This is a genomic window from Nonomuraea sp. IBHARD001 (assembly GCF_056106265.1).
The window spans coordinates 7,535,698-7,554,350 of record NZ_JBWBBW010000002.1 but is presented as its reverse complement, the minus strand read 5'-3'; the positions used below and the strand labels follow the sequence as shown (position 1 = coordinate 7,554,350).

The 18,653-nt window shown below is 70.6% G+C and carries 15 protein-coding genes; 8 read left to right on the top strand and 7 right to left on the bottom strand.

Annotated features, from left to right (window positions below; translation table 11 throughout):
- Nucleotides 1–320: 320 nt before the first annotated feature.
- Together ACTWNK_RS35960 and ACTWNK_RS35955 are read right to left on the bottom strand one after the other, a co-directional pair.
- On the bottom strand, nt 321–2,219 hold the full coding sequence (locus ACTWNK_RS35960; protein WP_474309374.1) for a trypsin-like serine peptidase: 1,899 nt from the start codon (nt 2,217–2,219) through the stop codon (nt 321–323).
- Between the two features lie 165 nt (nt 2,220–2,384).
- Nucleotides 2,385–2,891 (bottom strand): N-acetyltransferase family protein, encoded by a 507-nt coding sequence (locus ACTWNK_RS35955; RefSeq protein WP_474309373.1) that lies wholly within the window; start codon nt 2,889–2,891, stop codon nt 2,385–2,387.
- Between the two features lie 124 nt (nt 2,892–3,015).
- Here ACTWNK_RS35955 and ACTWNK_RS35950 point away from each other — a divergent pair, with 124 nt between their 5' ends.
- From ACTWNK_RS35950 to ACTWNK_RS35940, 3 genes are all read left to right on the top strand, one after another.
- Complete coding sequence (locus ACTWNK_RS35950) at nt 3,016–4,014, top strand: ankyrin repeat domain-containing protein (RefSeq protein ID WP_474309372.1); 999 nt, start codon at nt 3,016–3,018, stop codon at nt 4,012–4,014.
- Nucleotides 4,015–4,984: 970 nt separating this feature from the next.
- Nucleotides 4,985–8,026, top strand: coding sequence for a helix-turn-helix transcriptional regulator (locus ACTWNK_RS35945; RefSeq protein ID WP_474309371.1), 3,042 nt, complete (start codon nt 4,985–4,987; stop codon nt 8,024–8,026).
- 211 nt (nt 8,027–8,237) lie between these two features.
- On the top strand, nt 8,238–8,741 hold the full coding sequence (locus ACTWNK_RS35940; protein WP_474309370.1) for a cold-shock protein: 504 nt from the start codon (nt 8,238–8,240) through the stop codon (nt 8,739–8,741).
- 583 nt (nt 8,742–9,324) lie between these two features.
- On the opposite strand, the gene ACTWNK_RS35935 is transcribed toward ACTWNK_RS35940, so the two are convergent.
- Complete coding sequence (locus ACTWNK_RS35935) at nt 9,325–9,891, bottom strand: NADAR family protein (protein WP_474309369.1); 567 nt, start codon at nt 9,889–9,891, stop codon at nt 9,325–9,327.
- Between the two features lie 240 nt (nt 9,892–10,131).
- Here ACTWNK_RS35935 and ACTWNK_RS35930 point away from each other — a divergent pair, with 240 nt between their 5' ends.
- From ACTWNK_RS35930 to ACTWNK_RS35915, 4 genes are all read left to right on the top strand, one after another.
- On the top strand, nt 10,132–10,809 hold the full coding sequence (locus ACTWNK_RS35930) for an alpha/beta fold hydrolase (protein ID WP_474309368.1): 678 nt from the start codon (nt 10,132–10,134) through the stop codon (nt 10,807–10,809).
- Nucleotides 10,810–10,986: 177 nt separating this feature from the next.
- Nucleotides 10,987–11,850, top strand: a complete 864-nt coding sequence (locus ACTWNK_RS35925; RefSeq protein ID WP_474309367.1) for a polysaccharide deacetylase family protein — start codon at nt 10,987–10,989, stop codon at nt 11,848–11,850.
- On the top strand, nt 11,847–12,476 hold the full coding sequence (locus tag ACTWNK_RS35920; RefSeq protein ID WP_474309366.1) for a DUF7158 domain-containing protein: 630 nt from the start codon (nt 11,847–11,849) through the stop codon (nt 12,474–12,476). The genes ACTWNK_RS35925 and ACTWNK_RS35920 overlap by 4 nt, the downstream gene beginning before the upstream one ends.
- Nucleotides 12,477–12,518: 42 nt before the next feature.
- Nucleotides 12,519–13,490 carry an acetylxylan esterase gene (locus tag ACTWNK_RS35915; RefSeq protein WP_474309365.1) on the top strand — a complete coding sequence of 324 codons (972 nt, stop codon included), beginning with the start codon at nt 12,519–12,521 and terminating at the stop codon, nt 13,488–13,490.
- On the opposite strand, the gene ACTWNK_RS35910 is transcribed toward ACTWNK_RS35915, so the two are convergent.
- Together ACTWNK_RS35910 and ACTWNK_RS35905 are read right to left on the bottom strand one after the other, a co-directional pair.
- On the bottom strand, nt 13,462–14,814 hold the full coding sequence (locus ACTWNK_RS35910; RefSeq protein WP_474309364.1) for an FAD-dependent oxidoreductase: 1,353 nt from the start codon (nt 14,812–14,814) through the stop codon (nt 13,462–13,464). The genes ACTWNK_RS35915 and ACTWNK_RS35910 overlap by 29 nt on opposite strands.
- A 26-nt stretch (nt 14,815–14,840) precedes the next feature.
- Complete coding sequence (locus tag ACTWNK_RS35905) at nt 14,841–15,665, bottom strand: tryptophan 2,3-dioxygenase (RefSeq protein ID WP_474309363.1); 825 nt, start codon at nt 15,663–15,665, stop codon at nt 14,841–14,843.
- 122 nt (nt 15,666–15,787) lie between these two features.
- On the opposite strand from ACTWNK_RS35905, the gene ACTWNK_RS35900 reads away from it, so the two are divergent.
- The gene (locus tag ACTWNK_RS35900) at nt 15,788–16,210 is read left to right on the top strand and encodes an Lrp/AsnC family transcriptional regulator (protein ID WP_474311084.1); all 423 of its coding nucleotides are present in this window, start codon (nt 15,788–15,790) and stop codon (nt 16,208–16,210) included.
- Nucleotides 16,211–16,214: 4 nt separating this feature from the next.
- Here the strand turns inward: ACTWNK_RS35900 and ACTWNK_RS35895 are convergent, their stop codons facing one another.
- Together ACTWNK_RS35895 and ACTWNK_RS35890 are read right to left on the bottom strand one after the other, a co-directional pair.
- Nucleotides 16,215–17,273 carry a (Fe-S)-binding protein gene (locus ACTWNK_RS35895; protein ID WP_474309362.1) on the bottom strand — a complete coding sequence of 353 codons (1,059 nt, stop codon included), beginning with the start codon at nt 17,271–17,273 and terminating at the stop codon, nt 16,215–16,217.
- Nucleotides 17,270–18,652: an FAD-binding oxidoreductase gene (locus ACTWNK_RS35890; RefSeq protein WP_474309361.1), complete on the bottom strand. Its 1,383-nt coding sequence runs from the start codon at nt 18,650–18,652 to the stop codon at nt 17,270–17,272. Before ACTWNK_RS35890 ends, ACTWNK_RS35895 begins: the two co-directional genes overlap by 4 nt.
- Between the last annotated feature and the right edge of the window lies 1 nt (nt 18,653).

Below are 18,653 nucleotides of genomic sequence, written 5' to 3'. Positions count from 1 at the left end.
GGAGGAGCCGCGGCTCACGGCGTCGCCGCACTACGCCTTCGGGCGGCTGCTGCGGGCTCTGGACATGGTGGCATCGGAGCAGGGCCTCGTGGCACGAGCGGGGCCAGGGCCAAGGTCGCGATGTGGCGTGCCGTGCTTGACGGCATGGCCACCGGCCGGTTGACGATCGGCTCACGTACACCGGTCGCCGACACGCCCGCATGGGCGTCTCCGCGATCAGCGCTTCGTCGTCGACGACGGCAGGTCGTTCCGGCTCACCGCGACGGCGGCGACCCCGGCACGGGGTGGCCGTGCCGGGGTCGCCGTTGGGGGCGGCTACGTCAGGGGGCGTCGTAGCCGAGGGTGTAGGCGCCGGTGCCCGAGTAGGCGTGGATGCGGTAGCGGTAGTAGCCGGCGGTGCCGGTGTAGGTGAGGGTCTCGTCGGCGCTCGCGGTGGCGCCCTGGGCGACGGCTGCCCAGGTGGAGCCGTTCCACTTCTGCAGGTACAGGTCGTAGTCGGCGCCCGTCGGGCCGTCCAGACAGGCGCGGTGCGGGCCGGTCGTGGTGGTCTGGAAGTACTGGCCGTCGGGCTGGTACTGGTTGGCGCCGCTGGTCAGCGTGCCGGTCTTGGTGCTCTCGTAGCCGGGGCAGCCTTGCGGGGGATTGACGCCGCCGACGGTCAGGGCGAAGGTCGCGGTGCGGGTGGCGGTGGCGCCCGCACCTTGGACGGTGAGGGTGTACGTGCCCGCCGCGGCCTGGGCGGTGGTCGCGAGCGTCAGGGTGGAGGAGGCGCCCGACTGGATGACCTGGGGGGCGAGCGTCGCGGTGACGCCGTTGGGCAGGCCGGTGATCGTCAGCATGACCTGCTGTGGGCTTCCGCTCGTCACCGTGCTCGACACGGTCGAGGTCGTGCTCTGGCCCGGTTGCACGGTGGCCGAGCCGGGGGACAGGCCGATCGAGAAGTCGTTGCCGCCGGTCGGCGGGTTGTTGTCGATCATGGTGGAGATCTCGTTGTAGACCTCGGTGATCCTGGTGCCCCAGTTGGGACAGCCGCCGAGGTGGTGCAGGGCGATCACCTTGTGGCTGGAGGCGGCCAGCACGGGCGAGCCCGAGTTGCCTCCGGAGGTGTCACAGCGGTACCCGGTGTTGACCCCGGACGACACCACGTCGATCTTGCAGGTCGCGCCGCCCTGGGTGTCCTCGTACAGCGACAGCTTCATCGGCAGCGTGTCGCCGTGGCCCGGGATGTAGATCCGCTCACCGGCGACGGGCGGGCGCGGGTCGAGGTACAGCGTGCCGAACTGCTGGATGGAGGCGAAGTTGTTGACGCTGAAGAGGGTGTAGTCGAGCGCGGCCAGCGCACTGGTCTTCAGGAACTGGGCGCCGCTCACCTTCACACCGGCGCGCGGGTTGTTGCCGCCGCAGGTGGCGCACTGGTAGTCGAACTGGAACTCGCTGGAGGCCAGGTCGGCGGCGTTCTCCATACAGTGGTTGTTGGTCAGCATGCGGTTGGTGTTGCCGACGCGCCACGTCGTGCAGTGCCCGAGCCCGTCGAGCAGCTGGCGGGCGACCGCCTGGCTCTTGGCGTACTCGACCGGATGGCTGTCGCGGTAGCAGACGACGTCGCGACGGGCGTCGGTGCCGCACACGGAGAAGGAGCGCGGCGCGCGGGCGGCGGCCTCGTCACCGGTGAAGCCGCGGTAGTAGTGGTCGACGACGGCGCCGTAACCCTCGCGCGTGAGCCGCGAGCCGGAGCGCGTCCCCGTGGCGTGCAGGGTGAGCACGGCCGTGTCGCCGTCGATCGACAGCGCGGCGAAGCCCGGCGTGCCGTGCACGGTGTGTCCGGAGTTACGGGTGTTGGCCGCGAGTGTGGGATCGCCGTAGTAGGTGTGCACCTCGCGCCGGTCGGGCGAGGCGACGGTGAGGTAGTCGCCGGGCACGAGCTTGAGCGCGGCGAAGTGCACCTTGACGTAACTGGAGCCCGGTCGCCTGATCTCGGTCGACCACTGCCGCCCGCTCGCGCCGTAGCGCAGCGCGAGGTCGGCCGCCTGCTGCTCGCCCGCCGGGGTGACCGGATCGGCGAGCAGCGGGGCGGGGGCCTGGGCTGGGGCCGGGGCCTGGAGCGAGGCCGGAGCCTGGGATGAAGGTGCCTGCTTGTCGGGTACGGCTGCCGCGGCCGGAAAGGCGGTCGCGAAGATCATGGCGATGGCCACGATGGCAGTCCAGGGCCTGAGACTCATACGGATGAGACCTCCGTCTGGGGGGTGCGACGGTTGGCTGACGATAACTGCGCACTGGCTCCGTACCGGTATCCGTCAGAGGTACTGAAACGATTTGTCAGAAGTACTGAAACGGCACCATTTCCTGTGACATATCCGGCTTGCCGCTGTTCTTTTGGACGCAGGTCAGTCGTTGCGCTCGTATTCGACCTGCGCGATCGCCTGGCCGTCGCCGAAATCGTGCCCTCGCGTGCCGGACGACAGGGTGAAGCCGTGCTTGGCATAGAAACGACGGGACTGCGGGGTGTCGCGCAGCGTCCAAAGGTGGATGTGCCGGGCGCCGTCCTCGCGAATGCGGCCGAGTGTGGCGGTCATCAAGGTGGCGGCGACGCCCGTGCCCCACAGGTCCGGATGTGCGTAGAAACCGTGAATCTCGATCGATCCCGCCCGGCTCGGCGAAGGGCCGAAGCACGCGTAGGCGGCGGGCCGCCCCTCCTGGCGTGCGATGAGCACCGTGTCGCGCCCCTCGGCCAGCCGGGCGTGCCACTTGGTGCGGCGCTCCTCGACGGCGGCGGCGAAGAAGCCCGGCGCGAAGAACGCCGCATAGGCGGCGCTCCAGGCCGCCGCGTGCACCTCGCCCACCGCGTCGGCGTCCGAGAGCACGGCTTCGCGGATCGTGATGGTGTTCGACATAGGTGCCGAGTGTAGGGCGTCACTCGGTGTCGCCGCACGATAACGGAGTATTATTCGAACACTTGTGCTCATCGTCAAAGCCTGGCATCCTGTTGCCCCTCGACGGTTGCGGAGGGAGAGGCTCGTGAAGGCCGACTGGTCGGACATGGGGTGGGAGGGGCTGCGCGACCTCGCGCGGGTTCTGACCAAGCTCGACGCCGGAGCCGATCCCGACGCGGGCTGGCGGCACGGCGAGCCGCTGCTGCACGTGGCCGCCAGGGAGGGCTCGTCCGCCGTGGTGGCCGAGCTCGCGGCCCGGGTCGGCGACGTGGACGTCGAGCACGAGGGGCGCAGTGCGTTGTGGGTCGCCCTGTTCCATGACAACACGGGCAATGCGCGTGCACTGGTGGCGGCGGGCGCGGACCCGTGGCGCCCGATGATGAACGGCTGGTCTCCCGGACGGCTGGCGCTGGCCGGTCCCACGCCGGACCTCTTCCCGCCGCCCTCGGGCGAGCGCGGGTCGCCGGAGGCCGGGTCGCCGGAGGCCCAGTTGTCGGAGGCCCAGTTGTCGGAGGCGGAGAGCGACCTGGTCCGCGACGGGCGGGCCCTGGTGGCCGCCCTGGCCGGGATCGACGACGACGGGCACAGTCTGGCCTGTGTGGCCGGGATCGACGCGGCCGAAGCCGTGCGGCGGCTGGAGGGCGTGCCGGTCGACGACGATGTCGTGGAGAAGTTCCTCGAGGATCCGTGGAGCGACATGGACGCGAGCCTTGTCGTCGTCTCGGTGACGGATGTGCCGGGCGGGTGCGTCGTGGCCCAGCCGTGGGGCTTCGGCGCCGCCGATCCCCGTGTTCAGGAGGCGCTTTCGGCGGGCACGGCGTGTTATGGGCTCTACGCCAATCCCAAGAGCGGCAATCAGGGCAGTGCCGCTGTCGACGGTGAGATCGTCGAGTGGGACACCCACCCGGGCGGCGGCGACGCCCATGACGAGGAGTCGCCGGCCGGGATCCTGCGGGCCTATCTGTTCAACGGCCATGCCGAGGCCGAGTGTTTCGCCAGAGCCGGTCTCCTGCCGGCCGACGCCGGGGCGGTCATTGGCAGGCCGGACAGGTGGGTCCGGATCGCCGGGCGATTGGTCGGCTGAGGTGGCGTCGGGGTGGCGCGGCCCGTTGATCTGCGCGTTCCATAATGCCGAAGGCATTTCCCGGAAATATGAGCAGTGCACATGTGAGTGGTGTCGTGATGTCCGGCGGCCCTGCGGCCGAAATCGTTTTCGGTCGCATCGCTTCCATATCGATCCGGTTAGGGCTCGACGACGTCTCGGAGAACGCGCTACGGTAACCGCACAACGGGGATGTATGTTTGTTAGCAAAAGGCCGCCTTCTCGCGAAGGTGGCACGGGGTGTCGGGGATGACATATGCCCAGCATGTCCGTGCCCGGTCGCCTGCTCTGACAGGAATGGCGACAGGCGCGGTCACGTACGGTCATGATCGAGTGCACGGACGCCGAGGGTGTGAGCACGGGGCACTGAGTTCACCCGAGGCACGACGGGCGCACGCGGACAGGCCCGTCATGATCGCTGGACGACGGCTGAACGACAGGGGGAAGCGAAACCACGCTCGGCAGACGGGGAACGGCGGACACGGTCGCGGGGGCGACAATCAGACGCTCGTGGACGGACATTGTCACGAGCACTCCTTGGCGGGGAAACGACGCCCTCTTTTCGCGATTCCCGGAATTCGTGTCGCGTCTGATGACATTCATGTCGCTCGTGACGAGAAGAAGATCAGCGTCTGAATATGAGCCGATCCTCTGAAGTTCTCCTCGTCTGAGCACAGGAAGATCGATCGGGCCGGACGCGCTATTTCGGCGACCCGGCGCACGATCGGGAATGGGGCCGTCCAGGGCTTCGCCCTTCGGTCATTCCCGGCCCCGGCCGACATGCCGGAACTATTTCCGGTGTCGACGCCGGCCGTTCCCGCAGAAGGCGAAGGAATGGGAGATCGTTCGAATGGCATTCGATACTCACAGCACAGAACGACCTACCGGCGGATCGCGTGATACGGAGCCGGAGGAGACGACCTTCGTGTCGATACGGGGAGGCGCGAGTCAGATGTTGGCCGGACGCGCTGGGGAGATCGCCGAACTGGCCGCCATGTACACCGAATGCGCGACGGGGAAGGGCAGGGCGGTGCTGGTCAGCGGCCCGCTGGCCAGTGGCAAGTCCGAGCTCCTGCACGTCTTCGCCGAGCGCGTGGTCAGGCATGAGGTGTTCCTGCTCAGGGCCGCCGCCTCGCAGTGCGAGCAGCAGTTGCCGTGGGCCGTGCTCGACCAGCTCGTCGACTGCGTCGACCTGCCCCGGCCGACCCTTGAGGCCGTGCACGAGGCGCGCACGCGCGAGGACGCCGATCTCGCGATGGCCGCGCACGGGGTCTGCCGGGCGATTCTGGAGCTCTCGCACCAGCGCCCGGTCGTCGTCGTCATCGACGATGTCCAGCATGTCGACGAGCCTTCGCTGCAGGCCCTGTTCTCGCTGATCAGGCGCATGCGCGCGCACCGCGTTCTGGTGATCATGTCGACCGGCACCCAGCACTGGCGGCCGGGGCCCAAGGCATGGACCGAGCTGATGGGGCAGTCGCACATCAGCACGATGTATCTGTCGCCGCTGTCGGAAGCCGGAGTCGCCTGTCTGCTGGCCGCCGGGTACGGCGATGCGGCGGCTCGGGCGCACGCGCCATGGGTCCACGCGGCCACGGGTGGAAACCCGCTGCTGGTGCGGGCCCTGGCGAGCGACCTGGCGGAAGGAGGTGGGGTGGGCACAGCGTCGGCGAGGCCGCGCAACGTGCTCGGCGCGACGTACGGCATGCCCGGGCCCGGCCAGGTGTTCGAGGGAGGCGTCTCGGCCGGGGGCGGGCTGCTGCCCGGCGTGAAGCTGCCCGGCCCCGCGGGTCCGGCCGCTTCCGGCTCCCACGACGATCCGGCGGAGGGCGGCGGGGCGGCGCCGACGGTGGGATGGGCGTTCAAGCTCGCCGTGCTCGCCTGTCTGTATCGCGGGGAGCGCGGCCTGCTGGAAGTGGCGCAGGGCGTGGCGGTGCTCGGGCGCGTGGTGTCCACCGAGGTCGTGCGTCTGCTCGTGGGCGGCGAGCACGAGAGTGTCGCGCGCGGGGTCGACGTGATGGAGCAGGGCGGACTGCTGCTGGAGGGCAGGTTCAGGCATCCGCTCGCCCGTCAGGCCGTACTCGAAGGGCTCGGGTCGGCCGAGCGCGGCGAGATGCATCGGCGTGCCGCCGAGTTGCTGCGCGAGCGCGACGCGGAGGGCGGGGAGATCGCCGAGCACCTGCTGCGTTGCGAGCCGCCGCCGTGGGAGTGGCTGGTCCCCGTGCTGCGTGAGGCGGCCGAGCAGGCGATGTGCGCCGACCGGGCCGAGCACGCCGCCGCGTGCCTGCGCATGGCGCTCGACCGATGCCACGACGAGCAGGGCAGGGCCACGATCCTGGCGTCCCTGTGCCAGGCCGAGTGGCGACTGAACCCTTCGGCCGTCGCCAGGCGGCTCGGCGACCTGCGTCAGGCGGCCGACCGAGGACTGCTGACCCCTGGCGAGCAGGTACAACTCATCCGATACCTCCACTGGCACGGCCAGAGCGAGGCCGCGGCAGGCGTGGCAGGCCTCCTGGCGGCCGGGCGCGCACGCTCACGCCAGTCCAGGCTCGGCGCCCAGATGGCGGGCGAACCCGACTGGTCGCCCGAACTCCGCTCGATCCACCGATGGCTGCACCACCCCGACGAGAACGTCCTCAGGCAGCCCGCACCACGCCAGACCGGCGCCGTGCGCAAAGGCCCGTCGTTCGGCGGCAGGCGGGCGACCCCTACGGGCAACGAGACCCCCGGCGTACGGCGAGCCGTGTCGTTCGGCGGGCACACGGGAGCCGCCAAGCGGGCCGGGATGGCGGTGAGCGAGATCGTCTCGGGGGTGCTCGAGGTCAATCCGCTGGCGTCGTCGCAGGTCGACGTACGTAGCGAGGACACCGCCAAGCTGGTCGAGCGGGCGTTGCAGGGGCGCTTCCTCGACGACCACACCGTCGAGGCGGCGGTCGCCGCGCTGCTCGCCCTGGCCTACGCCGATCGGGCCGAACGTGCGGCCGGGTTGTGCGACGCGCTGCTGGCCGAGGCGTCCAGGCGTGGCGCGAGCACCTGGCAGGCGCAGCTGTCGGCATTGCGGGGCGAGCTGGCCCTGCGCCAGGGCGACCTGCCGTTGGCGGCCGAGCGGGCCAGGCAGGCGCTGGTGCTGCTGCCCAGACAGAGCTGGGGCGTGGCGGTCGGAGATCCGCTGGCGACGCTGGTGCTGGCGCTGGTGTGGATGGGCAGGCTGGACGAGGCGGGCGAGGAGCTGAGGTTCCTGGTGCCCGACGCCATGTTCGCCACCAGGTTCGGCGCGCAGTACCTCCGGGCCAGGGGTCGCTACCACCTCGCCGCCGGGCGTCCGCATGCCGCACTCGACGCCTTCCAGCGCTGCGGCAGGCTGGTGGTACGGCGGCGCATGGACTCCCCGGCGTTCCTGCCGTGGCGCAGCGACCTGGCCCTGGCCCTGCTCGACCTCGAACGTCGTGAGGCCGCCAAGGACCTGGTCACCGAGCAGCTCGACCGGCTCGGTGGCGGCGCCGTACGGACCAGGGGGTTGTCGTTGCGGGCGCTGGCCGGGGCCAGTGAGGCGCGGCGCAGGCCGGCGTTGCTGCGTGAGTCGGTCGACCTGCTGCAGGCCAGCAACGACAGGGCCGAGCTGGCGGCGTCGCTGGCCGATCTCAGCAATGCGTATCACCGGCTGGGTGAGTTCACGAGGGCGCGGATGACGGCTCGCCGTGCCCAGCAAATCGCAGGCAAGATCCACGCGGGCGCGGTGACGGCGGTTCTGCCCGCCGTACCCGCTTCGGGTGGGCACGGAGAAGAGGAAGCGGGCATCGACATGTTGAGTGACGCCGAGCGCAGGGTGGCCACGCTGGCCGCGGTCGGGCATACGAATCTGGAGATCAGTCGCAAGCTGTTCATCACGGTCAGTACGGTGGAACAGCATCTGACGCGGGTCTACCGCAAGCTCAGGGTGTCGCGCAGGGCCGAGCTGCCGACGACTCTGCAGTTGGACAGTGTGGAGAGCGCCTGACCCACGTCGGGTGATCAAAGTCACAAGGGGGGCGATTTTCCCCCGATTGGCTGTCCAGGCCCCCCTCGCGGGGCCGGAGGACCGGTGCGGTGCGGCCGGTAGGGGTACCGCATGGCTTGAGTGCTGGCATGCTCTGTTATAGGCGTCCTGGACATGGGGGAAAGCGGAGCGGCGCCATGTGGGGTATTCATCAGCAGAGAGGTGCGGAGCGGTGCTGACTGGTAAGATCGTACGTTTTGATGACACGCGGGGTTACGGGTTCATCGCACCCGATGACGGCGGGGACGACGTGTTCGTCCACGCCAACGCGTTGAGCGAGGACAAGTGGGAGTACGCGCCGGGTGTAGCGGTCGAGTACGAAGCGATGAGCAGCGGCAGGGGTCCCAAGGCCATCACGGTCAGGCTGGCCGACAAGGGCGGCGGCGTACGCTACGCCCCCGGCGCGGCCGCGACGCTGGCCGGGCTCGCCGAGACCGCGAGGCCGATCTCGGTCCCCGCAGGCACGGTCGCGGGCACCCGGCAGGCGTCCGACCACGACGACTACGCCGACGACGAGGACGGTCTGTGCGACGTCCTGTCCAAGCCGGTGTTCGTCCGCGAGGTCACCGAACGGCTGCTGGGCGCGATGCCCGACCTCACCGGTGCGCAGATCGTCGAGCTGCGCAGGCAGTTCCTGGCGATGGCGCAGGGGTACGGGTGGGTGATCGAGGAGTAGTCGCTTTTGACCGGCATCGTCGCTGGGGCTGGGACCAGGACCGGGGATTGGTCCTGGGCTGGGGATTGGTCCTGGGCTGGGGTGGGATCGGGGCTGGGCCTTCGGGCTGGGCTTGGGTCTCGCCCCTGGGGCCCGGGTGGTCCGGGTCGGGGCCTGAGGCTTGGTCTTGGGCGGTTCGGGCGCTTGCGGCGGTGCCGGGTCGGGTGGCTGGGGGAGGGGTAGGGGCTGGGCGGCTGGGGTGAAGCTGGGGCTGGGGCTTGGTTCTCGGGCTGGGGCTTTGTCCTGGGGTCGGCTTCGGCTTGAGTTGTTTGACGGCTGGGCAGGGCTGTCTGGTGCTTTGCCCCTTCTTCGTCGGCCTTCCCTCGCCCGTGTCGGCTTTGCTTCGCTGGGCCTTGCCCATTCCGGCTTGTCTTGCCTATTCCGGCTTGTTTCGTCCCGGCTTGCCCGCCAGGGCATTGCTTCGCTAGCCAGGGCCCTGCTTTGTCCTGCCTGGCGTGGGCCGGGCTTACCCTGCCTGCTCCTGCCCTGCTCGGCCTTGCCCAGCTCGGCCCGGCTTTCCGGATTGTGCCTGGGGTGGATTGCCTTAGGTGGTCAGGTTGTCTCGGGTGGTCATCAGGGCGAAGCCGAGGAGGTTGGTGCCCTGCCATTGGGAGGGGTGTTGTGCTCGGCTGTCGGTGGCTGTGAGGCCTATGCCCCAGATGTGGTCCAGGGGGCTGGCTTCCACCAGGATGCGGGCGGCGGTGCCCAGCAAGTAGGTGCGTAGATCGGGGTGGGCTGTGAACTTGGCGGTGTTTGCTCTGGTCACGATGGAGAGGCACTCGGCGCTCCAGACATCGTGATCGAAGCCTCGTACGGCTCTGCCGAGTTTCTTGGCCTCGCCTGGGTGCTTGGCGGCGAGGATCAGCCGAGCGCTGTCGTCGTCGCCGAACAGCCAGGCCTTGTGCGCCATCATGTAGTGCTCGGCCGTGGCGAACGTGTGCCCGCCGTCGCTGAACGCCGCAGGCCACCACTGGCTCAGGCAGGCGGCCCCGACCGTGTCGTCTCGCGCAGGCGTGTGGCCCCAGAAGTACAGGAACCGCAGCACCTGACCGGCCTTCTCGGCGGCGATCGCCTCGTCCAGCGTACGGGGGAGCGGTAGGAAGTCAGCCACTCGCCCACCGTGTCACACGGCCCACGGCCACGGCCAGGCATTTCCCACCCCCAGCAGGCCACCCGCACGTCAGCAATTCACGCCGACTCCAGCAAACCAGGCTGAGCTCAGCTGAGCACGCTCACCCGCCCCACTCACCGCACCGCACCTCACCACGGGCCTGGACCGAACACCCCCACCCCATCCCGCCCTCACCCCCGTTCGATACCGTCGCCCTCAACCAAGACAAGGCGGCCGTGTATGAAGCTGAATACCCGGGAATGGGGCGCAGGTGACCGGGTTGCGGTGCTTGTGCATGGGGTGATGGCGGATTCGGAATGCTGGTGGCGGGTCGGGCCGTACCTGGCGGGGCTCGGGTATCGGGTGGTCGCGGTGGACCTGCCGGGGCACGGGCGTTCGCCGCGTGCCGAGACGTACTCGCTGGAGCAGCTCGGGGAGTCGCTGCTGGCCTCGGTGCCCGGACGGCCGGAGGTGGCGATCGGGCACTCGTACGGAGGGCTGGCGCTCGGGCGGGTCGTGGGGCGGTTGCGGCCGGGGCGTGCGGTGTACTCGGATCCGGCGTTCCGGCTGCCGGTGCGGGACTGGACGAACGCGTTCGAGCTCGCCGACGCGGAGCGGATCGCCGCCATGCAGCCGGAGTGGTCGCAGGACGAGGTACGCCTGGAAGTGGCGATGAACGCGCGCTGGGATCCGCGTACGGTCGAGGTGTTCGCCGAGGCGCAGGGGCGGGACCTGGCGCCGGAGGCCGTGGTGCCGTCGCTGGTGCAGCTGGCCGATCCCAGTCAGCTGGTGCCCCCGGCGTACGCGCGGGAGTTGCGCGGGCGGGGTTTCGAGGTGCGTACGGTGCCGGGTTCGGGGCACACGATCCACCGGCACCTGTTCGAGGCGTTCGTCGCCGGTCTGGACGGCTGGATCTGAGCCTGGATTTCCGTCCGGATTGCCCTCACTCTGAGGGAGGCTCCGCATGGCCCTCACCTCGAAGAGCCCGGCGGAAGCCCCGCGCACGGCCGGAACTTTCAGGGCGGGAGTGTCTGATGGCGGCGGCGACTCCCCTTGACCGGCCACCACCTCACCCACTCCTGAGGGGAGCCCCGAATGGACACCCGAGACCGGCTGCTCATCGTCAACGCGGACGACTACGGCATGTGCCGTGCGGCCAATACCGGTATCACCTCCCTGCTCAGGGCCGGGGCGATCAGCTCGGCCACGGTGATGACACCGTGCCCGTGGGCGCCCGACGCGATCGCGACCGCCTCGGCACACGGCTGGGACGTCGGCGTGCACCTCACCCTGACCAGCGAGTGGGAGGGCTACCGCTGGGGCCCGCTGAGCCGGGCCGCGACCCTGCGCGACGCGGCGGGCTACTTCCCGCCCGACTGCAAGAGCGTCGAGGAGAACGCCGACCCCGACGACGTGCGCGCCGAACTCGTCGCCCAGGTCGAGCGGGCCATAGCGCTCGGCCTCGACCCCTCCCACGCCGACAACCACATGGGCAGCCTGTACGGCCTGGCCACCGGGCGTGACTTCCTGCGGCAGGCGTTGGAGGTGTGCGCCGCGTACGGCCTGCCGTTCCGGTTGCCGCGTACGCTCGACGGCATGGACATGCCCGCCTCGCTCGAACCGTTCGCCGAGGCGGCGGCGCAGGCGGCGGACGCGGCCGGTGTGGTCATCCTCGACCGCCTGTGGACCCTGCCCTTCCAGCAGGCCGAGGGCGAGACGTACGAGAGCTTCAGACGCGACATGATCCAACTGATCAGGCGACTGCGGCCGGGCGTGACGGAGATCTACATCCATCCGTTCGACGACACCGACGAACTCCGCCACATCATGCCGCACCACGCCAAACGCGCCATGGAGGTCCGCGTCTTCACCGACCCCGAGGTACGGCAGGCTCTGGCCGACGAGCGCATCACGATGATCGGCTGGCGCGACCTGCGCGCCCTGCAGAGATCGCGATGACCGTCATCGGATATGTCGACGGCACCCCGGTGCCCGGACACCTGCTCGACGCCCGCCTCCAGACCCTGCGCGCGGGCCGCGCCGCCACCGCCCTTCCGGCCGAGGGCAGCGCCGAAGGGCGTCAGCTCGTGCGATGGGCGGCCCAGGTGATCCTGACCGAGCAACTGTGCGCGGCCGAGGCGCACGACAGACCCCCGGATCCGCAGGCGGCTGTCGAATACACAGCAGAGGCGCACGACGGACCCCCGGATCCGCAGCCCGCCGTCGAATGCGCGGCCGAGGCGCACGACATACCCCATGACGCCGGATCTCCGCCCCTCGACCCCCGCGAGGCCGTCGAACTCGGCTCGGTCTACGCTGCCGCCTACTCGTCGTCCGCCGCCGTACGCGCCCTCTACGCCCGACTCGCGCGCGGGGTGGAACCCGACGAGCGCCAGGTGACGACCCTGGCCGGGTACCGCCCGGCCGTCCCGATCGCCGATCTCCGCGACCAGGTGCGCCAGGCGGCGGCACGCAGGGCGTTCATCCGATGGCTGGACACGGCACGAGCATCCAGGATCACCCTGGTCCACGGCCTCGAACACCCAGGCGACCCCACCCAGCCCGACAACCACCACCGCCACTGACCCTCACCCCAGCCCGCGAAACGCCCCGCCCAAGGAGCCCTCTTGCCCCTCTACGACCTCCCCTTGGACCGCCTGCGCGACTACCGCCCGGACATCGACGAGCCGGTCGACTTCGACGCCTTCTGGCAGGACACCCTCGTCGAAGCCGCCGTCCACGACCTGGCCCCGGTCTTCACCCCGTACGACGCGGGCCTGGTGCTGGTCGACGTGTACGACGTGGCGTTCGCCGGTTGGGGCGGTGACCGGGTGCGGGCGTGGCTGGTGGTGCCGAAGGCGGGGCGACGGGTGCCGTGTGTGGTGCAGTACGTCGGCTACACCGGCGGCAGGGGATTCCCGCACGATCACCTCACCTGGCCGGCGGCGGGATACGCGGTGCTCGTGCTCGACACGCGTGGCCAGGGCGGCGCCAGCCTCGGGGCGCCGGGCGGCACCGGCGACCCGCACGGCGGGGACGCGCCGCACGTGTTCGGCATGATGACGCGTGGTGTGCTCGACCCGGCCGCGTACTACTACCGCAGGGTGTTCACCGATGCCGTACGCGCGGTCGACGTGGCCGCGGCGCACCCGGCCGTCGACGCGGGCGCGATCGTGGTCAGCGGGGCCAGCCAGGGCGGCGGCATCGCCCAGGCGGTGGCCGGACTGCGCGGCGACGTGCGCGCCGCACTCATCGACGTGCCGTTCCTCACCCACTTCCGCAGGGCCGTGCAGATCACCGGCAAGGACCCTTACGCCGAGATCGTCAGGTACCTGGCCGCGCACCGCGACCACGCCGAGCGGGTGTTCGGCACGCTGGCCTACTTCGACGGGCTCAGCTTCGCCGCACGCGGGAACGCCGAGGCGGTGTACTCCGTCGGCCTGATGGACGAGGTGTGCCCGCCGTCCACGGTGTTCGCCGCGTTCAACCACTGGCGGGGCCCCAAGGACATCGTCGTCTACCCGTGGAACGACCACGAGGGCGGCGGACCGCACCACAAGGTGGAGCAGATCAGGCGTCTGGCGAAGATCTTCGCCTGAGCAGGCCGAGCACGGCGGCGGTGGCTCCGGCGGCCAGCAGTGCGGCGACGCCGCCGAGCACGCGGTGCTGCAGCCTGATCCGCCGCCTGACCACGTCGTAGGGCGTGGTGGAGAAGGAGATCAGCTCGTAGCGCGACAGGTAGTGGCCGGGCAGCGCCTCCTGCAGCGCGTGCTCGACCTTCCTGCCGAGCTGGAACAGCGGCGAGGCCACCTTGTCGCGCATCTCCACGAAGTTGGCCAGCGCCATCTGCGCGATGGCCTCGGTGTGCGCGGTGCGCCTGCTCTCGAACAGCGGCAGCGCCCGGCTCCAGTCGTCGCCGGTCTCGTCCAGGCAGCGGTCGAGCTCGACGACGTCCTCGAACGCGCAGTTGGCGCCCTGGCCGTAGAAGGGCACGATCGCGTGCGCCGCGTCGCCGATGAGGCCGACCCGGCCGCCGTGCTGCCACGGCGTCGCCCTGACCGTGCCGAGCAGCCCGACCGGATTGTGCTGGTAGTCCGACACCAGGTCGGGCGCCAGCTCGACGACATCGGGATAGACCTCGGCGAAGTGCCTGGCTATGGCCCCTGGGCTGCTGAGCGAGGCGAAGCTGGAGGTGCCGCCCGTCGGCCAGAACAGCGTGCACGTGAACGACCGGTCGGGATTGGGCAGTGCGATCATCATCGAGGTGCCGCGCGGCCAGATGTGCAGCGCGCCGGGATCGAGGGCGAACTCGCCGTCGCGCGCCGGGATCGTCAGCTCCTTGTACCCGTGGTCGAGGAAGTCCAGGCTCTCGCTCAGCCCGGCGTGCTGGACGAGCTGCCCGCGTACGGCCGAGCCCGCCCCGTCGGCGCCGAGCACGACGGCGGCCTTCTCCACGATCTCGCCCTGCGGCGTGCCGAATGTCATCGAGCCGGTGGCGGGGTCGAGCCCGACCAGCTTGTGCCCGAACAGCACCCGCACGCCCTTGGCCGACTCGGCCGCGTCCAGCAGTGTGTTGTTGAGCCTGCCCCGGCTGATGGAGTTGATCGCCCGCTGCCCGTCGGCACTGTAGAGCTGCAGGTCGAGCGGCCCTTCGACCGGATGGATCATCCGTCCGCGCATCGGCAGGGCGTCGGCCATGATCAGGTCGTCGAGCCCGATGCCGCGCAGCGCGTTGAGCCCGCGCTCCGACAGCGCCAGGTTGATCGACCGGCCGCGTTCGGCGCCCGCCGCACGCGGGTCGGCACGCCGTTCGTACAGGGTGACCTGGTGGCCGCGCCTGGCCAGGTAGCAGGCGAGCAGGCATCCGGCCAGCCCGGCGCCGACGACGGCGATCTCGTCGCCTGTCGTGCTTCTGTCTGCCATGGGTGCTCCTACGCTGTCCAGGGGGGTCACATGAAGGTGCGGGCGGTCCACAGTTCGGGGAAGACCGTGCGGGCCATGCTGCGCTCCAGCCACACGATTCCGGCCGAGCCGCCGCTGCCCGCCTTGGCGCCCATGGCCCTGCGTACGGCCTGCAGGTGCTGGTATCTCCAGTCGCCGAAGCCTTCGGCCACGTCGGCGAGCGCCTCGCCGAGCATGCGCAGGTGGTTGGCGGGGCCGTTGTCGGAGTACACGCTCACCCAGGCCTCCACCACGCCTTCGCCGTCGTGCGCCAGGCCCTTGCGCTCCAGCAGGGCGATCACGTCGTCCCACAGGGAGGGCGACTCCAGGCTGCGGACCAGCTCGTCGTAGATCTCGCTCTGGCGGCGGAACGGCCGGATCAGCGACGCGGTCTTCAGTCCAAGGGCGAACTCCAGATGCCGGTACATCGCCGACTGGAACCCCGACCCTTCGCCCAGCAGATCGCGAAATCTGTTGAAATCGGCGGGCGTCATCCAGCGCAGCCCACGCCACGCGGCATTGAGCCCTTCGAGATGCAACGCGGCCCTGCGCAACGGCGCGAGCGCCCCCCAGGCGTCGTCGGCCCGCACCAGCCGCTGCGCCTGCCTCAGCTCATATCGGGTCAGGCCGAAATACAGCTCCATCACCTGGCTGATCATCAGGAACGACATCTCGCCGGGGTCGTCACTCAAGGTCTGCTGCAGGGTGTGCAAGGTACTGGCATGAACATATTGGTCGTACGGCACGCGCCGCTCGAACTCGAGCGTCGGCGCGCCGCCGTTGGCCTCGGCTCGCTCATCCCGCTCGAAGGCGGTCGTCGGCATGACTTCCATGAGGCTCATGATGCCCCCGAGGCCCCCGCGGGTGGAATGCCGATCCAACGGTCCTTAGGCTGTGTTACCGCACGTCCGTGCCGTATTCGGCCCGATGACTTTAGGAAGTGAAAGTGGACGAGATGGACTGGCTGCTGGTGTCGGAGCTGCAGGCCGACGCGAGGCTGTCCTACAGCGAGCTGTCGCGCCGGGTGCACCTGTCGCCTCCGGCGGTCGCCGAGCGTGTGCGCAAGCTGGAGGAGGCGGGCATCATCACCGGATATCGGGCGCACGTCGATCCCCGCCGTACCGGCCGCAGTGTGGTCGCGCTCGTCACCATGTCGTGTTACGGGCCCGGCTGTGTGCTGCGTCATCCGGAGGTCTTGGACTCGGCCGATATCTTCGAGGTGCATCGGCTGACCGGTGGCGCGTGCTGTGTGCTGCGGGTGGCGGTGGCGTCGATGACCGACTTCGAGGCGCTCATCGACCGGCTGGCCGCGTACGGCACGCCGACCAGCTCGATGGTGCTGTCCACACCGGTGCCGTGGCGCGCGACCGAGCCGTGAGCACTCAGCGCCGCGCCCGCACGAGGAACTCGGCGAGGTGCAGTGCGCGTACCCGTGACCCCCTGCGGCGCAGGCCGGTTCGGAGCTGGCGCAGGCAGCCGGGGTTGACGGCGATCACGTAGTCGACCCCGGCCGCCTCGATCGCGTCGAGCTTGGGCGCCAGCACCTTGGCACTGTCGCCCGGCCTGACCATGGCGTAGGTGCCCGCCGCGCCGCAGCAGCCGTCGGCGCCCTCGACCTCGACGAAGTCGGCCACCTTCGCCAGCAGCTCGCGCGGCTCCCGCCAGACGCCGAGGCCGTTGCGCAGATGGCAGGAGTCCTGCAGCGTGACCCTGGCCCTGCGCCCGTCGACGACGACCTCGCCGAGCACGGGCGCACGCGTGGACAGGTACTCCGACAGCTCGGCCACCCGCTCGCGGCCGAGCACCCCGGCCAGATGGGCCGCGCAGCCGCCCGAGGTGGTGACGATCGTGCCGGGCAACTCCTCGCCGAGCCTTCTGGCCAGCCGTTCGCCTTCGGCGAGCTCGCCGTTGTGGGCGTGCAGGGCGCCGCAGCAGCCCTGGGCGGCGGGCACGCGCAGCTCGGGCGCGAGCCGTACGGCGGCCCTGCTGACCTTGGGGAACAGTGAACGTTCGAAGCAGCCGAGCATCAGCGACGGCCCGGCGGCACGCGCGCGGCGCCCGGAGGCGGGCCTGCGGGCCAGTGCGGCGAGCCGCATCAACCACGTGCGCCCGGCCAGCAGCGTCAGCACCCTGACCACGAACGGCTTGCGCGCCCCCTGCCAGGTGTGCTCGCGCCACTCCTCCAGCAGCCTGCCGTACTGCACGCCTGCCGGGCACACGGGCTCGCAGGCGCGGCAGCCGAGGCAGAAGGCGGACTGCTCGGCCAGCGTGGGGTCGTCGGCGGGCAGTTCGCCGGTCTCCAGCGCCCGCATGAGGGTGATGCGGCCGCGGGGCGAGGCGGCCTCGTCGCCGGTGAGCCGGTAGGTCGGGCAGGCCGGCAGGCAGAAGCCGCACGAGATGCACCTGCTGAGAAGGTCGGGGTCGAAGATGCCCTCGCTCATGAGCCCAGCTTTCCTGGATTGAGAATGCCCGCGGGGTCGAACGCGCTCTTGATCCGGCGCATCAGTGCGAGCTGGTCGTCGCCGAGCCTGGCCGACAGGTAGGGGAGCTTGGCCGCGCCGACGCCGTGCTCGCCGGTGATCGTGCCGCCGAGCTCGATCGAGGCGGCGAAGATGTCGGCGAAGGCGTGTTCGGCCCTGGCGACGGCGTCGGTGTCGTCGGCCGAGGGCAGCACGCAGGTGGGATGCAGATTGCCGTCGCCCGCGTGGCCGAAGGTGGCGATCATGACGTCGTGCCTGGCGGCGATCTCGTCGATCCTGGCCACCATCTCGGCCAGCCTCGGGCGGGGCACGCTGGCGTCCTCCAGGATCGTCAGCGAGCCGAGCCGCGACAGGGCGGGCAGCGAGCAGCGCCTGGCGGTCAGCAGCGCATCGGACGTGGCGGCGTCCGAGGCCGTGCTCACGTCGTGTGCGCCTTCGGCCAGGCAGCATTCCGACACGCGTTCCAGGTGTGTGCGCACGGTGGCCTCGTCACCGTCGTCGCCGAACAGCAGCAGCGCGCCCGCGTCGGTGCGCAGGCCGAGTCCGGCGTAGTCCTCGACGGCCTGGATGCAGCGCTGGTCGAGGAACTCAAGCGTCGCGGGCACCACTCCGGCGCGCAGCACCGCCGCCACCGCACGGCCCGCGTCGGCGAGCGTGGCGAAGTAGGCCAGGCCGGTGCGCGCGGTCGCGGGGGCGGGCAGCAGGGCGACGGTGACCTCGGTGATCACCGCGAGCGTGCCTTCGGAGCCGGTCAGCAGCCGGGTCAGGTCGTAGCCTGCGACGTCCTTCCACAGCCTGCCGCCGGTGCGCACGACCTCGCCGGTGGCCAGCACGGCGGTCAGGCCGAGCACGTAGTTGCGGGTCACGCCGTACTTGAGCCCGCGCAGGCCGCCCGCGTTGGTGGCGATGTTGCCGCCGATCGTGGCGACGGTGTGGCTGCCGGGGTCCGGCGGGTACAGCAGGCCGTGGCCGCTCACGGCCTTGGCCAGGGTGGTGGTCGTGACGCCGGGCTCCACCCTGGCCAGCAGCTCGTCGGCGCTGATCTCCAGGACGCGGTTCATCCTCGTCATGGCCAGCACGATGCCGCCGTGCGTGGCGACCGTGGCCGCGCACAGGTTGGAGCCGGCGCCGCGCGGCACGACCGGCACGCCGTGCGCGGTGGCCAGGCGCAGCACGGCGGCGACCTGTGCGGTGTCGGCCGGGCGTACGACGGCGTCGGGCCGGTGCGCGAACAGCGGCGTGGCGTCACGCGCGTAGGCGGCCAGCTCGCCGGGCGCGGTCCTGACGTGCTCGGGGCCGACGATCGCCCGAAGTTCTTCGAGGACAGCTGCGTCAAACATG